This window comes from Nocardia sp. CNY236 (assembly GCF_000482385.1).
Lineage (GTDB): Bacteria > Actinomycetota > Actinomycetes > Mycobacteriales > Mycobacteriaceae > Nocardia.
In genome coordinates, this window is sequence record NZ_KI519394.1 from 229,633 (window position 1) to 246,165 (window position 16,533).

Annotated in this window: 16 protein-coding genes; all 16 read left to right on the top strand. The window is 63.7% G+C overall.

The window, feature by feature from the left end:
- The first annotated feature begins 67 nt into the window (after positions 1 to 67).
- On the top strand, positions 68 to 358 hold the full coding sequence (locus K940_RS0124090) for a hypothetical protein (RefSeq protein WP_155981095.1): 291 nt from the start codon (positions 68 to 70) through the stop codon (positions 356 to 358).
- A complete protein-coding gene (locus K940_RS30165) occupies positions 319 to 735 on the top strand; it encodes a DUF5361 domain-containing protein (RefSeq protein ID WP_036530044.1) in 417 nt (138 codons plus the stop codon). The genes K940_RS0124090 and K940_RS30165 overlap by 40 nt, the downstream gene beginning before the upstream one ends.
- A 14-nt stretch (positions 736 to 749) precedes the next feature.
- Complete coding sequence (locus tag K940_RS0124100; protein WP_196812350.1) at positions 750 to 3,353, top strand: hypothetical protein; 2,604 nt, start codon at positions 750 to 752, stop codon at positions 3,351 to 3,353.
- Positions 3,350 to 4,240, top strand: coding sequence for a hypothetical protein (locus K940_RS0124105; protein ID WP_036530045.1), 891 nt, complete (start codon positions 3,350 to 3,352; stop codon positions 4,238 to 4,240). The genes K940_RS0124100 and K940_RS0124105 overlap by 4 nt, the downstream gene beginning before the upstream one ends.
- Positions 4,240 to 5,859, top strand: a complete 1,620-nt coding sequence (locus K940_RS0124110; RefSeq protein ID WP_036530047.1) for a hypothetical protein — start codon at positions 4,240 to 4,242, stop codon at positions 5,857 to 5,859. The genes K940_RS0124105 and K940_RS0124110 overlap by 1 nt, the downstream gene beginning before the upstream one ends.
- Positions 5,860 to 5,881: 22 nt before the next feature.
- Complete coding sequence (locus tag K940_RS0124115) at positions 5,882 to 6,922, top strand: hypothetical protein (RefSeq protein ID WP_028479576.1); 1,041 nt, start codon at positions 5,882 to 5,884, stop codon at positions 6,920 to 6,922.
- Between the two features lies 1 nt (position 6,923).
- On the top strand, positions 6,924 to 7,997 hold the full coding sequence (locus K940_RS0124120; RefSeq protein ID WP_028479577.1) for a hypothetical protein: 1,074 nt from the start codon (positions 6,924 to 6,926) through the stop codon (positions 7,995 to 7,997).
- Between the two features lie 13 nt (positions 7,998 to 8,010).
- Positions 8,011 to 9,045 carry a hypothetical protein gene (locus tag K940_RS0124125; RefSeq protein WP_028479578.1) on the top strand — a complete coding sequence of 345 codons (1,035 nt, stop codon included), beginning with the start codon at positions 8,011 to 8,013 and terminating at the stop codon, positions 9,043 to 9,045.
- Positions 9,046 to 9,184: 139 nt separating this feature from the next.
- A complete protein-coding gene (locus tag K940_RS31190; protein WP_051407500.1) occupies positions 9,185 to 10,480 on the top strand; it encodes a hypothetical protein in 1,296 nt (431 codons plus the stop codon).
- Entirely contained in the window at positions 10,477 to 10,914 is a 438-nt protein-coding gene (locus K940_RS0124135; RefSeq protein WP_028479579.1) for a hypothetical protein, read from the top strand. The genes K940_RS31190 and K940_RS0124135 overlap by 4 nt, the downstream gene beginning before the upstream one ends.
- Before the next feature lie 9 nt (positions 10,915 to 10,923).
- Positions 10,924 to 11,739: an N-acetylmuramoyl-L-alanine amidase gene (locus K940_RS31195; protein WP_051407501.1), complete on the top strand. Its 816-nt coding sequence runs from the start codon at positions 10,924 to 10,926 to the stop codon at positions 11,737 to 11,739.
- Complete coding sequence (locus K940_RS30180) at positions 11,736 to 11,945, top strand: hypothetical protein (RefSeq protein ID WP_051407502.1); 210 nt, start codon at positions 11,736 to 11,738, stop codon at positions 11,943 to 11,945. The genes K940_RS31195 and K940_RS30180 overlap by 4 nt, the downstream gene beginning before the upstream one ends.
- 1 nt (position 11,946) lies before the next feature.
- The gene (locus K940_RS0124150) at positions 11,947 to 12,243 is read left to right on the top strand and encodes a hypothetical protein (protein ID WP_036530053.1); all 297 of its coding nucleotides are present in this window, start codon (positions 11,947 to 11,949) and stop codon (positions 12,241 to 12,243) included.
- A 1-nt stretch (position 12,244) separates the two neighbouring features.
- Positions 12,245 to 12,613, top strand: coding sequence for a hypothetical protein (locus K940_RS32035; RefSeq protein ID WP_081706610.1), 369 nt, complete (start codon positions 12,245 to 12,247; stop codon positions 12,611 to 12,613).
- A 145-nt stretch (positions 12,614 to 12,758) separates the two neighbouring features.
- On the top strand, positions 12,759 to 16,139 hold the full coding sequence (locus K940_RS0124160; protein ID WP_155981097.1) for a hypothetical protein: 3,381 nt from the start codon (positions 12,759 to 12,761) through the stop codon (positions 16,137 to 16,139).
- Between the two features lie 43 nt (positions 16,140 to 16,182).
- Positions 16,183 to 16,533: hypothetical protein (locus tag K940_RS0124165; RefSeq protein ID WP_028479583.1), on the top strand; the 351-nt coding region annotated here is incomplete at its 3' end.

The window sequence follows — 16,533 nt, forward strand, 5'->3', positions numbered from 1 at the left end:
GCCGCCGCTGGGCCCTTCCTCGAAACCGCCTGCGCATCACTAGATATCGCGAAAGGGTCTGTGCGCCATGACTTCTCCGAAAGCCCCGATCACACTCGACCGTCCGGTTCAGGTGAAGGACGAATTCGTCCGCCAGGTTGCTGGCGCCGAGCTCCGTCTACCGTCCCTGTCATATCTCAAGCCCGGCCTGATCCGGCGTATCCGCCGGCTCAACGACGTCGATGCCATGTACACCCTGCTGGAGCTGACCCTCTCGCCCAGAGCTCTCGCCGTGCTCGATGACATGGACCCGGACGAATACCAAGAGCTGTTGGACGAGTGGCGCACCCACTCGGGGGTCACCTTGGGGGAATCCTGAGCCTCGATGCTCTACTCGAAGAGCATGTCGAGGCCATTCGATACGACCTGATCACCCTGAGCCTGCGGTTGCACCAGCTGGGCACTGAACTGCTCGGCTGGCACGACCTGAAGGCCATCGTCAAGTGGCTGCCCGCCGATTCCGCACTGCAGCGATCGATGCATCCCGACACCCACGTGTGGCAATTGAACCAACAGTTGCTCGCCGACATGACCGATTCGTTGCGGTGGCTCGTGTGGTCGAAAACCGATGATGCCCGCAATGGCCGCAACCGACCCGAGCGAATACCACGGCCCGGCGTGCGGTCCGACCGCGAGCGCATCGGCACGGCCGTCGGCATCGATCAGATAAACGACTTCCTCGGCTGGCGCACATAACCCGTCGGGTGCACGTGGCCGAGAAAGTAGATGTGAATGTGGAGAAAATGATGAACTCCGATACGCGGCTTTCGTCAAGTGGCCAGCCCGCGCACCGCCGCAAGGTACAGCTACCCAGCGGAACTGTATGGAAAGGCGGCGCAGCCACCGGGGCCTCGGCCATCACACTGCCCGACGATGACTCGGTACCCGTCGCAGGAACCGCTGCTGCGAACGACATCACGAACACCACCGTCGGGATCAATTCGCTCGCCCGCGCGATTCACGCGATCCTGGACATAACGCCGAAGTTCTTCGTCCGAATCATTTCACGAGCCACCATAACCAATCCAGCTGAACACCAGGTAAACCGGACCCCTCCTGTTCGTCGTGCCTCTGGCGGGATGGTGTCCGGGCCGGGCGGGCCGCGCGACGATTCGATCCTGACCCGACTGTCCAATGGCGAGTACGTGGTCAACGCGGCGGCTACGGCCAAAACCTTGCCCCTGCTGGAGGCGATCAACGCGGGGTGGGTGCCATCACCACGCTTCCTGGCTGGCATGCTACCGGGTTTCGCGATGGGCGGACTGATCGGCGATGCCGCCTCCAAAGAGTGGCGCAATCTGCTCGCGGGCAGTCTGGAGGCGCCGACTAGTCCGGCCACCACAGGCTTCCGACCGGAAGATTTCGGCATCTACGGCTGGGTCGGGGATGCGTTGAGTGGACTCGGGAACGCTGCCGCAGATGCTGGGGGTGCGGCCGGAGCCGCACTGGGTTCGGCGATCGCACCATTGTTCGCGTCGAACGGAATTCTTGGCACACTCTTTGGCGGATCAACCGATTCGTCCCAGCCTATGGCCGCACTGAAGCAACGGCCGGGACCGGGCGTCGACGGAGCCCCGGACCCGCTGACCGCGAGCCTGCGCATCGAACCCCGGGGGATTCCGTGGGATCCCAGTCGCCCCGGTGAGTTCTCTACCCCGGTGGGCAAACTTTCAGACCTGTATCGGCGAGACCTGCCCCCGAACACCCAGAGCGAAGGGCTCGCTCACTTGGGCAAGCTGGCAGATTCTTTCGGGTACGGCCTGGAGGACGCCGCCACGAAAGCCGGCAGTAGAGTAGGCGCCGCACTCGGCACCGCCATCGGCCCAGCGCTCGGACCCGCGGGCGCATTGGCGCCGGAAATCGGCGCCCAGCTGGGCAGCCTGGTCGGCTCCCGGTTCGGCGGAAGCCTCCGCGCGTCGATGACCGTCAGCGGCGAAGCCAGGACGACTCCCGAGACCTTGGGCGGGGCACCGGCCCCCAGTACTCAGCCGGGAAGCTCCCCGCGTGCACCGGGCGGAAGCGGTGGCGTCCAGACCGGCGGAGCCGGCGGTTTCCAGACCGGCGGAGGCGGCCCGGCCAGCGGTCAGCCGAAGCGGTACGTGCCGAGCGGCGGGAGCGAGACCAACGACGAGTGGTGGGAATATCTGCCAGCTGGCGCGGATGGGGCCAGTGACCCAGTGTGGGCGTACTACCCTGGCGGCGGATCGACTGGGATTACCTATCCGGCAGATCCAGCTGGTCCGCTCGTCGTGCCGGAAGCAACCGATCCCGGGCTCTTCTCCTCGATTCTCGATGGCTTGCGCAAGCAGCCGAAGCTACCTCTCGATAGCCCAGGCGAGACTCTCGACAGCCCGGGTACAGATCCGCACGTACCTATATACAGCGGGGGCAGTGCTACCTATCGCCTGCGGCAGCCGAGACCAGAACAAGAAAGCCGCAACACCCATGGCCCGCAGCCGACACCGAATGCTGGTGGCCACGGCCTGCGTCTACCCGCTTTCGACAGTGGTCAGAGCAGCGAGGACGCGGCTTGGAGGGATATCCCCGAAGCCGACACGCTCGAACAACAGATCGAGTTGTACAACCCGTTCACAGGCGACTTCACGGGCCTGACCAAGCTCGCCGGAGGCCAAGTCGGCGCAGACCTGGGCGGTGCGCTCGATGCCGCACTCGGCGGAAACGGCGGGGCCTTCGGCGCCTTGGGTAGACAACTCGGCGTCGACCTCGGAGCCACGGTCGGCACGGCTTACGAGAACGCCGACCCAGAAAATCAATGGCTGGGGACCATCGGCGCAATGATCGGTAATGCCACGAACATCGAGTGGACGCCACTCGATGTGAAGCCGCCGCCGGACCCCACGTGGGATCAGCAAGTCGGTATGGCCGCCCTACAGTCCGGTATCGCTGGTGCGCAGCAGCACGGCCTCGTCGGCGGTATTACGGGTGCCATTCGTGGCGCCGCGTCGGGCCTCGGTGGCTTCGCGGGCGGTGCGATCGGCACGCTGGTGGCCCCGGCCCTTGGTCCTTTGGGTGTGTTTGCCCCGAAAATCGGCGAAATGCTCGGCTCCATGGTCGCCTCGACTGCTGCCGATTTCGTCGCCAAACCGATCGAGCTCGCGGCCAGCGCGGCCAAAGAGGAGATCGGCAGCGGCTTCGGCTTGGTCGACCTCGCCCGTGGCGCCGGCGGACGCACAGCCCGCGGCGACATCTACAACTTCAACGGCATGGACCCCAAGAGCGCCGCCATCGCGGTGGAACGGGTCCGTCGACGCCGCACGGTGGCGCAACAACGCGGAGGAGGACTCGGCAGATGACCCGCCAACTACTCGATGCCCCGGACACGAAGATCGTGGTTTGGGATGTGAACGGCAGGGTGTGGCACCTTTCCGGCGCGAACGCCGGACGAGAAGGGGTACGGCTGTCAAGCCAACGCGGGTTCATGTTCGCTCCAACGCAACTGCTGGTATCGGAGGGTGCGCGCCAGGACGGCGCGACCTTCCTGCGCTCGGTGCGCGCCAAGAAGGAATGGGACTTTCTCGTTGTCGTCTCACCCTCCGCGCAAGGCCGCGGCGCTGGATCGCTGCGAGACTTCCACGCTGTTCACGACGCCTGGTTCCGCGGATGGTCCACCGACACTCCCTGCACCATAGGGTATTTCACCCGCCATCAAGGATGGCGATTCCAACGGGCTCAGCTCGATTCCGCGCCCGAGTCGGTCAGCGAAGTAGATCCAGCGCGCAACGCCCTCGCTGTGTACCGTATGTCGGCCACAGCCATGGATCCGTTGGAACAGCACTTCGAGGAAACCTCGGTGTGGACCAACAGCGTTGGGCTCAACGAGGGTGTCGTGCGCGCCCGTAATGCCGCCGACCAGCCCGCTTGGCCTCGCTACACGATGAATGGGCCTGGGCGTTGGCAGATTATGGACCCGACCGGCGGTGATGAACTACGCATGGTGCAGACGCCGTTGTTGGTCGAAGGGCAAACACTGCGTATCGACACGCATCCGCGCCACCGAACCGCACGGTTGTATTCGGGTTCCGTTGCTGGCCAGCATGTCTGGGGCCAGTTGGCCGGTCGTCGCTGGATTGCTTCATTGCCGCCGTGGAGTTCCACCGAGATCACCGTCCGGATCGAGGGCGGCACCCTGCAGTCGAGCCTGATCGCGGCGGTGACGCCGCGGTCGTCGAGGCCGTTCTGATGGGCGCGCCGACGTGGGACCCGCAGGCCGAATCGCTGCGCATGGACCGTGAGCACTTGGCCGAGCAAGCCGAGCGTCGCAATCCTACAGTACTGGTCCGCTATTGGGACAAGTTCATGCGCGAAGTGGGCGAAGAACACAACTATCTATCCTTGGAATTCACCTACCCACGCAATTCCGCGGGTGGGCTGAAGATGACCTGCCCGCGCGACATGGTCCACTTCGACCACCTGTTCAACAATGCGGACGAAGAAGACGCGACCATTCCGATCACGGTGAACACCAGTGGTTTCCGCTGGGACGGTTACATCACCAAGGCCGCGATCGTGCGGGACGAGCACGGCGTGGAGACCGTCGACATCGAGGCCATCCACTGCTGGAACCATGTTTCCACGATCTGCTGCTGGGCCAGCCCTTTCGCTCCGATCCTGGCGCAGTTCCCACGGCACATGATCCAGTTCGGCCCGGTGCGCACCATAGTCACCAACTACCTCACCGCGAACCTGATGCGCCTCCAGGCGCCTGGCTGGGCACCACCAGGTGCGGCCGACGACCCGAATTGGGCCGGGGTCGGCAACACGTTGTTCCCGATCGCGGTGGTGCCGGTCGATCCATTGACCGACACCAGCGGCTGGAGCGCGGCCTCGGCCCGGTTCGACATGGCCGACAAGCTGTTCGCGCCCATGCTCGAGGATTCGGGCGTGATGCTCACCGCCCGCTTCTTCCTGCCCGACGAGGACGAACAGCCCGCGCCCGAGTGGTTCTATCTGGACCGTCCGACAGTGGTGTTGGAGACGGTGGACAAATCGGGTGTAACCGGCAACACCGGCTCCCTGCTCACCGGAATACAGTCGTGGATAGAGGAATTCAGTGATGATGGCACAACGCCGGTTCGCTACCCGAATTTCAATTCCACGACCGCCTACGAGGCAGTGTACGGAGAGCCCGGCACGCACGGAACCTTCAAGAACTACCCGTGGGTGTGGTATTTCGAGGGCGAGTATTCCGGTATCGGGCGCTCGGAGATCGCGCTGCACAAACCCACCGCCACCGACGTCATCATCGGCGGCCGTTCCCCGGGTTGGGTGAACGCGGGCATCGAGTTCGTGCTCAAGGGTTTGCTCTCGCTCATCGGCCTGGGCTGGCTCTATCGCGGACAGCTCAACGACGTGTTTCTGGCCTGGAACGTCTACCGGAACATGGAACGGGTCGAACGAGCGGGTCCATATGCTTTCCGCGAGATGTATATCTCGGGTAGTGACAAGGCATTCAACCTCGACGGCTTGGTCGCCGCCCGGCAAGGTCTGCACCTGACCCGCGGATACACCAGCAAACGGGTCTCGGTCGAAGACGGCTCACCGTACATCCTCGGTAGGGATTTCCATCTGGGTGACCAGATCGGGTTTGCGCTCGACAACCACGTTTTCACCGACTATGTGACCGAGCTTACCTTCGTCGACGATCGCGAGACCGCCGCACGGTGGCAGATCGTCGTCGGCGACGGCTCCGACGAGGAGGACTCGATCGTCAAGGCATGGCAGCGGCTCGGCCGCGTCGCCGCCGCGGTCAAGGATCTGGCGACCGACGTGGGCGCCGATCTGGACCTGCTCATCTTCTGACTCAGGCGTGAGGAGTAGAACATTGGCCGACATCACTTTCCCGGCCCACATCAGATTGCGCCGGACACCGGACCCCACCGGGCTCCCCGCGCTGACCGCGGACGTCGAGGTCGCCGACGACATCGCCGAGCTGACCTTGCCCACAGGACCACACGGCCCGTCGGGTCGGCAGGGTAAGCCGCGCACCACCTTTCGAAAGATGGGTGAGATTCCCAATGCCACCGGCCGCCCTACCGACCTCGGTCCGGACGACCGCGGCAAATGGTGGCACCGGCTCGATGACAACGGCATGGACGTATGGACCGGAACGCAATGGCGGCACTCGCCGCAAGCGGTCGGCCCGCAGGGGCCATTGGCCGTGGCCAACGCGATCACCGTCACCTCGACCGAGCACGAGAAACATCTGACCATGCCCGCGGTCGAATTTTCCGGCATAGGTGCGCAACAGCAGCTGCACGTGACCGCACCGGCCGGACCGCAGGGTCCGCAGGGGCCTCCGGGTGTCTCCGCACCGATCGCCGACGCTGAGGATTACGACGCCGCAGCGGACCTGACTCCCGGATCCATACTCGCCTACAATCCAGGCACCCAGAAGTTCCGACCGATGCCGACACCGCTCGGTACCGGGCCGTGGTCGTGGTACCAGGAGGATTTCAATCCCGATGCCACAGGAGACGACGGCATCGACCAGTTGATCGCAGGAAGCTTCACCATTCCCGCGCAACCGTTCGCGTGGCGACCACTGGTACAGGGCCATATTTCGACTCGCGGTGGTAGCAAGCCCACCGAGGCCACGGTCCGACTGGGCGGGGCATACGGTGATGTAGTCGCCGCGACGGCGCCTGCCGTGGGCGGCATGCTGATGCTGCCGTTGATCCCCTGGTATCGGGACGACCGGGCCAGCAAGTCACTCTCGCCAACTTCTGCCTTTGCCACTGTGCCCGCACAGCAGGAGGCGATTCTGCTGGTGACCGTGCAGCGCACCGAGCCCGGCGGCACGATCAGCTTCAGCCGAACGAGGGCTTCGCTGGTGGTTCACGCACATCCCATCGGAATGAGGTGACATGTCCTCCGTAGGTGAATATTTCGACAGCACACTGCTGCGTGGCATCGATGAGAACGCAGGCGCTGCGGGTTTGGTGCAGTCCCTGCACGGTACACCTCGAAACGGCACGCTGGAACTGATGACCGGTGCCCCCGGAGACGCGGGGTCGCGCGGTGAACCTGGAGCCACCTTCCGCTGGGAGGGTGATATCGCCGACCAAACAGCGCTGGCCGCCATGTCTTCGAAGTTGACCACTGTTCACGCCGGCAAGGCCTGGCGGCTGCGGTCTACCAATACCCTGATGTATTGGAACGGGACCTCGTTCGATACATTCTCCGACGCGTTCGGCGCCGCCGGGCCCGACGGCGAGTCATACCCCATGACCATTGGAACTGTCGATACCGGCCCACCCGGATCCGACCTGGAGGTCACCGTCACTGGCAGTCCGCCGAACCTGGTGCTGAACCTGACTGTGCCACGAGGCATCGAGGGCAGCAAAGGCGCCCCCGGTGGACCGGGCCCGATCCGAGACGCGCCGGACTACGCCGACGGTGCGCACGTCGATCGCGCCGTCCCAACGTGGGATGAGTCGGCGCAGAAGTGGAAACCGGCGCCGCATCCAGGCTTGCGCGGCCCCTGGTCGATACTCGAAACCCAAGCATGGGACGGCGCGCCGGGCTTCGAACCGGCGAAGAGCAATGTCGATGGATCGCTCACCGTCGCTAGGCTGAACATTCCTGCGCAAGAAACCGATTGGCGTCCGGTCATCGCAGGAGGCGTCACCGTGGCGACGAACGAAGCCAACGGCAACTTCACTACTCGCGTCGACGCCGAGGTCTTGATCGGCTCGGACTCTGGGCAGATCGTCGCGCTCGGCGCCGGATTCCCCTTCGGTGCGTACGGACACTGCTATTTCCAACCGCATTTCGCCACGCGGGCAATGACTCCAGACAGCCCGGTCGGGGTGATCCCGGCCGGGCAGCCGGAAACGCTGTTCGTGGTGCTGCATCGCCACCAAGGCAGTGCGAAGTACAGCTACGTCCGCTCCAACGCCCAGATCGTCTGCTGGGCCCGGCCGGTGACAGCGCCCTGAGACGGAGAAGAAGATGACCGACGAACAGAACATCGTCGTGGACGACGACATCATGATCACCATGCGCGCCGTCTCCGATTCGATCGGGCTGCCATATACGGTGAACCCGATGGAGCTGGTCGACCGCGAAGCGGTGATCGAGCTGCGGGAGGGGCCGGCAGGTCCACCCGGTGCGGAGGGCGACCCGGCGTGGCCGTGGCGGTGGCAGGGGGATGTCGCCGATTTGGCGGCGCTGTACGCAGTGCAACCGACTGTCGCCGATGCCCGCAAGGCATGGCGGGTCGTCTCGGAGAATGCGGTCTATCTCTGGACCGGACTCGAATTCATCGCTTTCGAGGAGGCTTTCGGCCAGGCGGGCAAACCTGGCGCAGCCAATGCGCTCACCGGCGCCGCGGTGACCGGCGCGGCCGACTCCTCCGCGACAGCCCGGATCACCGGGAACAGTCCCGGACAGCGACTCGAAATCACCTTCCCCCAGGGCGAGACGGGTGAACCCGGCGATCCAGGCGGTGTGGGCCGTTTGCAGGACGCCGCCGACGTACTGGTCGACGCCGACCATCAACTCGGCAGGGATTTCATCTTGACGTGGAGTTCCACGGAAGGCAAGTTCGTACCCGCGCCGAGCCCGCGCCCGCAGGGGCCGTGGGTCATCGGCGAAAGTCAGTTCAGTGGCGGCTCGAATCTCACCGAGCCGAAGACGATCGCGGCGATCACTGTGCCCGGTCAGCCGACGGCTTGGCGGCCGAGGGTTGTCGGTTCGGTGCGGGTCAGCGCGGGTACCGGTTCTCGTGCCGATCTGGAAGTGCGTATCGGGGGACCGGACGGGGCGCTCGTCGGGTACGGTGTCGGCCTGGATATCAGCAACTGGACCTGGACCCTGATCGGTCCGAGGTTCAGCTTCCCGATGACACCGGATTCCGATCTCGGTGTCGTGGCGCCCAATCAGACCATCACCTTGTACGTGATCGCCAAGCGGGTAGCGGGCAGCAACTCGTTCAAGGTTGTCACCACCGACGCCCAACTCATGGTCTTCGCCGAACACGTGTGAGCCGCTGCGACCTTCCTTGCTCGCGCTTCTCGTTTTGCGCTGCGCGACTGTTCCCTCACCGCAGGCCGGCGCCTTCGTCTCCGGCCCATCCGATCTCGCATGCCGTATCCGGCTGCTGCTGCACGAAAGGCATAGATCCATGGCTGATCTGCCCCCGTTGAAGTACGGAAAAGTCGTCGGACGATTCCTCGCCAATATCATCGACGGCCCCGGTGTCGACGACCTGCCGGCCTTCCCACCGCTCGGTGGCACGGTCACCTTCACCGCTAATGCACCGAAGGTGCTGGTCGCTGACGCCGAGCCGGATCCAGCTACCTATGTGCAGCTTCCCCAGCACTACGAATGCGTGCTCGACGAGTACGGATACCTCACTTGGCGCGGAAAGCGCGGCGTTCGCTTGGTCGCGCCCAGTGAGGCGACGAATCCGTCCGAGTGGACCTGGCGGGTGTCGTTCGAGGTGTTCTACGACGGTGACCGCATCCCCATGGAACCGTTCAGTTTCGTCGTACCCGAATACATTCCAGGGCCCGACGACAACGACCCGGACACGGGCGCGCTCGGGCTGGTCGATCTCACCCTCGCCTCACCCGTGCCCGCCTCCGCGGGCAATGCGGTGGTCACCGGCCCACCCGGTGCGGGCATCCAGATCGACGGCCAAGTCGCCACCTACGATCAGCTGCCAGCGGCCCCGCGGGAAGGCGTGCAATACATCGTGGCCGCTGATGGGCTGTTGTACGTGCATCACGCCGCGGCCGGCGGCTGGCCGCCCCAAGGACAGGGCATCGAGGTTCGCGGGCCTGCGGGCGCCAGTGACTGGGCCGGTATCTCCGGCAAGCCGGCGACCTTCCCGCCGACCATCGGCGCGACCTCGACCACCGCGGTCGCGGGCGACGACCCGCGACTGTGGGATGCTCGGACTCCGACCACCCACACCCACACCACCAGCCAACTCAGCGATTCGACCACCATCGGCCGGTCTTTGGTCACCGCCGCCGACGCCCCTGCCGCGCGCTCGGCAGTCGGCGCCGTCGCAGAGGACGACCCTCGACTCACCGATGAGCGCACCCCCACCGCGGCCGGACAGATCTACGACATCGTGTTCAAGTCCCACAGCGGAACCCGCCAGCCGGGTGCGGGCAATGTGATGCCCGAAGGTATCCCCATCCAGCGCAAAATCGCCGTAAGCGCGGTCACCTACCGCTGCGAGACCGCCGGCGGCGGCGATCTCGCCGTCGAACTCCGCGGGGACGGGCAGACTGTCGCCGGTTCCTCGGCGACCATCTCCATCGGAGATCAAACCGGTGACACCACGATCACCCCGGCGACTGCCTGGGTTTTCGACACCGGTGCGCGGATCAGTGTGCACATTACCGCGGTCGACACCGACGCCGGCGATGGCCTGCAAGTCAGCCTGAAGGGCAGCACCCTCGCATGACACTACTCATCGTGGGCGGCACGGAAGCTGTGTCGCCGATGGGCATGAACAAAGCCGGGAATCAAAGGGCGGGAGACGGACTTTCCACTGTGGTAGCTCCAATCACCGATTGGACTGAACGCAGCGGTTACCCGGACAGCGTCATCGGTGGGAGTGGACTGATCGCCAGACAAGCGGGTCAGGTCATGGTGTATTGGGGTCTGAACGTCACCGTCTCCACAACCGTGACATCCACGTTCGAACTCATGCTCAACGACGATTCTTTGCAATCACTTCCGATCGATGACGATGGCGTCGTCACATCGCAGCTCAATTCACCGCTGTCTCTGACGCCGGGGGACGAGCTGTGGATGCGTGTGACCGTACCTCCAACATGGACGTCGACGTACGTCCTGGACGGTCCGGATACCTACATCTACTTCGAGGCTGCCTAGCAGGCCGCGATGGTCCGTTACCAACAGCGAGGAGGACAGGGCATCGTGTCGTGGACTGGTGATCCGATGTGGTTGGCGGATGTTCTTCGTGCCGAGAGGTTGGCGGTGGTGGAGCATCCTGGGTGGCGGCATCGTGGGCACGGTGATTTCGAGGCGATCTGGGGTGTGATGGTCCATCACACCGGTAGCTCGAACACCCCCGCCAACGAGGTCGCCGACGGACACCCATCGTTGGCTGGCCCGTTGTCGCAGCTACACCTCGCGCGGGATGGCACGGTCACCGTGGTGGCTGCGGGTGTGGCGTGGCACGCCGGTGTCGGGCGCTGGCCTGGGCTGCCCGAGGACAACGCGAACTGGCACACCATCGGTATCGAAGCGGCCAACAACGGCACCGAAGGCTGGAGCGACGTCCAATACGACGCGTACGTCGCCTGTTGTGCGGCGATCCTGCGCCGCCTCGGACGCGGCGCCGAGCGGGTGATCGGACACAAGGAATGGGCCGGGGCCAAGCAAGGCAAATGGGATCCCGGTGGCATGGATATGGACCGGTTTCGCGCCGATATCGCGGTCCGATTGAAAGGTGGTGCCCTGATGGCGCTTTCAGATCACGAGCAACGAGAACTACTGGACAAGGTGCGGGGAGTGCATCGAGAACTCACCCATGACCTTCCCACGCGAGTGGCCGATTCCGACTACAGCGACACCATCGCCGGGTATGTGCTCAACTCCGATGCCGCCGACTATCGGAACGAGCAGCGTTTGCGGGCATTGGAGTTGAAACTCGACCAGCTACTCACCGAGGTCGGGTTGGAGCGTCGACGATGAATCCGACCCGTGTGCCCGAACCCGCCCTGGTGCGTTCGGTGTTGGTCGCGGCCACCGGTGTGGTGGCATTCCTACTCGGCCGAGAACTCGACACCGCCTGGATCGAAGCCGCGCTCACCGTGTATGGACTGTTGACCCCGATCATCACCGGTGCGCTCATCCGCCCCGTGGTCACTCCCGCCGCCCGTGCGAACGGTGGGAGCTGATGTGGAGTCACTACTGCAGCCGGAATTGGTTCAGGCCACCGGAGTCGCGCTCGCGTCGGTGATCGGCGCCGTCACCGCATGGCAGGCGCGTGAGGTAGCCAAACTGCGTGCCCGAGTGCAGTCTTTGGAGCAGCAAGCAGTCACCGACAAACGGCGGTTCCGCGAAGCCATCGTGCTGATCCGCGCCCTGCAACGCCACATCGACGAACTGCGCGGTTTTCTGCGTACCCATCTGCCCGGGCAGGAGCCACCCACACCCGGCTTCCGCATCCCGGCGTCTTTGCAGGAAGAAATCTGATATGACAAGCATCTACCGGCTCCCGGTCGACGTCGGCGCGGATTGGACCGACATCACCGTTCCCGCCGGCGCCGAGCTCATCGATGTTCGCAGACAATTCGGCTACGACATAACCTTCTGGTGTCACGAAGGACCTCCAGACACCCCTGCGGACGAAACCCGCCGTCTACGAATGGACTTCCTACCGTTCCCCCCAGGCGGCTCCGACATCCGTTACGGGGATTCCGGACTCGCCGGGTGCGCACCACACGTGATCGACGACCAAGTGTTGTGGGTGCACACACCACCACCAGACCCAGACCCAGACCCAGACCCAGACCCAGACCCAGACCCAGAGGGGGATCATCCTTTGCCGGAGGCGAGCACCTGAGTCGAGTCGATCGACCGAATACGAAACCGTCAGCGGCCCGGAATAGTTCCGGGCCGCTTCTTTCTGTCCGAACCCCTGTGAGCGGTCTGGTCCGTTGGTGGGGTCGGTTGTCAATCGAATAGTGATCTGTGAGGTGGTGACCGCGATGGCGAACACCGGCATCGTCCCCAACAACCCCGCCAATTCCCTGGACTGGGTTACAGGGCGAAGCGCTCACCTGGCCACCCTCACCCCCACCTTCGACGACACCCCCGACACCACAGCCGCACCGGGTGGGCGGGTACACACCTTCCACGGCATGACCCCGGCATCCGCCGCCCGCATGGTCGAACGCATCGACACCCGCCGCGACCTGTCAGCCACAGCCGAACAAACAACAACTACCGCCCCAATCCCAGCCACAGCGGTGGAAATACCGCTGCTGCGACCAGTGTCGAACGATGAAGACCCGCCGGGTTACAACCCGCTCGAGTGGAAGCTGAACGATGACTGGAGTCGTTCGGAGCGGGACGAGATGCGGGAGGACTATTTCGGTAGCCCGGATATAACGGGCCCGATCCCGGAGGATTGGCAGGACCTGTGGCGGAGCGATTCGGAGGCGGCAAAGCAGCAGGCACAAGAACAGCGTCGAGAGTCTACTGAGAATTCGAAATCCGCCGAGGACGACAATTCCTCCTCGGGAAGCGGCGGGAATTCCAGCCCGGGTACTGGTTCGGTGCCGGCGAAACCGTCCCAATCCTCACCCTCAGCTCCGTCATCGCCAGGTGGTGCGGCTGATACTCCTGCGCAGGCATCCCCAACACCGGCGAAGGAAGAACAGGGCCAGCAGAGTGATGGGCAGGAGTCCGACGAGTCCGCAACTGTTGTTCCGAGCACGTTGTTGGATATGCCGGATACGACCGGTCGCAGTCCGGGTGATGTGTGGACCGGTAGGTTGCTCGATGGCCGCACGGTGCAGTATTCGATCCCGGAGGGCAACGGCAACAACACTGTTGACCTACGGATCGAGAATCCCGGTGGTAAACCCGATCACTGGCGTATCGCCAGTGATGGTAACGGTCAGCTGCAGCACTGGCACGACGACGGGGATGGGAACTCCTCTTACGGGATCCAGGCCAGTGCTGAGAGTGACTGGGAGATCAGCAGTTGGGATCCGGGTACATCGACTTCGGATGCGCCTGATTCTCGGACGCGCGGGTCAGCGGACCTGAGCCTTGTCGGCAGTGACGTCTACGACGAGGACGGGACCTATCTCGGTACCAATACCGGTGTCCTGAACGAGGACACCGGACTGTATGACAACGTCTTCACCGATACCGAGGGCAACATTCTCGGTACCAGGACGGTGAACACCGCCGATGGCGGGTATGCCAGCGTTCCCGTCACGCAGCTCGACAGCAATGGTATCGGATGGCAAATCGATGATCAGGACTTCCGTCACGAAACCATCCTGGAGGGATCGAATCGTGTAGCGACGGTCCATGACCCGTCCGGGGTGTTGGTGGACTCGAAGATCTTCGATCCCGACGGGAACCTGTTGTCGTCTTTCGAACGTCGCGGTGATTTCACCCTCGTAGGACACCGAGATACCGACGGCGAACTCGCATACGCCTTCGAGCAACGACGAGACGACGACACCACTATCCGAGGCGAGGTCGAAAACCTCCCCGACGGTGGTACACGCCTGACCTACGAAGACGGTGAGGTCGTCGAATACGACCGAGACGGAAACGAAACCGGACGCCATGATCCCTCACGCGGTGCGTGGGACACCGTGTGGGATACCACCAAGAGTGTCGGGCGACTGGTGCTCGATGGCCTGACCTTCCCCATCGAAGGAATCAGCACCGGCCTGCATCAGATGTCCTCGGCGCGGGCGGGCATTGATGCTTCTGGCCGTGCGGTGTTGGTCATCCCCGCATCCTCACGTGAAGAGAACCTCACCAGTAGGGCGATCATCGACACTACTAGCAGTGCGGTGAGCGGTTTCGGTTCCTGGGCGGCGGACGCGGCCAGCATCGTGAACCCATACCCACTGGCCCCCGCAGCACTCAATCCCATGGACCCGGCCGCGGCCGCGGCCGCGGCAGCGCACCGTCAACGCGGCCGCGATGCAATTGCCACCGCCGTCGATCTCACCGTGGTCCCGGTCGGTGAAGCGTTGGTCGTTCTCGGCGACACTGCCTACAACCTGACATTCGCCCACATCAGAGCAGGCTTCTACACCCGCGTCACCCCCTACGGCACCATCTACACCCCCGACCTGCGCCGCCCCCAACACAGTCCAGCAGATATCGCGCTCGCCGCGATCACCGTTGCCACCCTCTCCTTCCCCGCGACCACCGCCCAACGCACCGCGGCGACCGCCATCGGTAGACACGCCGCCCACACCGCCCTCGCCCGCGGAGCCACCACCGAACAAGCCATCACCATCGGCCGAAACGCCGCCCGCGCCAACCTCGCCCGGCGCAGCCACACACCACCCCCGAAACCTCCACAACACCCGAAACCCCAGCCACCACGCAGAACCCAAACCCCGTCCCACCGCAATGAACCTGTTGCGGTGCCCTACGCCGGGCATGGAAAGCCACCACGGCCCAATACGGCAGCGACACTCCCCGATCGTCAACCCTCGTCGAGTCGTTCCGTGGCTGTGCGTGCCGCGGTCGAGGCCGAACTCGCATGGTGGGCCGACATCCCCGCCCGAGCAGCCAAGAACCTGGGTCGTCTACCGATCCTCGATGACATAGCACGCCTTGGGATCCCACAACCAGCCCTCGCGGGTCCCCGCTCTGCACAAAGAACGTCCTCCTGGACACCAACTGCGATCTTCCGAAGCCGCAGCGGAGATGACGTTGGCAGAACCGACAAACCCTCCGGCAGCACCCGCGAACCACAGACAGCAGACGAATATTACGAACAACTGGCAAAGCAACAGAAAGAGCGACGGAAGAGGGAAATCGCTGAGGCCTACGCCTCGCAAAATGAGAAGGAGAAAATCGCTGCGGCCGACAACCCGAAAGGGGATTCACCAGACTATACGCGCCAAAAGGCCGAGGATAGGAACGATAGAAGCAGCAAGTGGAACTCGGAGAAGATGGATAAAATATCCAGAGAAAATATTCCGAATCTCGATGACGTCAAGTTTACGCACATGAGCGCTACCCACACAATTCATGGTGATCCCGGAAAGCTGGACGGCGGCGGTCACATGTACGGCACAGGAAACCCCGACAAGACCGAATTCCCTATAGAATGGAATGAGCGCGATATCTTCGAAATGGCCGACGATCTGGTCAAGACCACGCGGGACGGCGACAGGAAACCCGTATGGCAGCCAAAGAGGGGGTCTTGGCTCGTCAAGGGTTGGCGCACTCACAAGGGTAGACGGGTGTTGTTCGAGGCGTATGTGCAGAAAAAAGATGATGTGATTCTCTCCGCCGCACCGAAAGGTGGCGACGGTGTCACCAAGAACGACGGACAAGGTCGGAAGATACCTGGCTGGGATCCCTATAGTGGTCTATGATCGAATCCAGCTCGCACAATCGATCGGGGAGGGTAACCCGCGTATGGCATCCAATGACAGCTTCCTGAAATTCCGCGCCGATATACGACAGTTGGCTGCTGGGATTTCCGGTCGATTACCGGAACATGTGAACGCGATGATCCGTGACGAACTGGAGTATGGCCTATACGATATGGCAACCACTGATATCGCGGCCACTCTTATGCGGGAAAAGGTGCCGGTAACGCGCGAGGAGCGGGATACTCTGCAGCGGGTGCTATTCTGCTTCCGGACACCGATGGAGTACTACCCTTTCATCACTCATCGGGAGGATGTGCTGGCTTCGTTGGTGGTGCGGGATGCCCCGGACCGGGGGACGCCATTGGCGTCGATCGCGGCGCACCTTCCGGGGTGG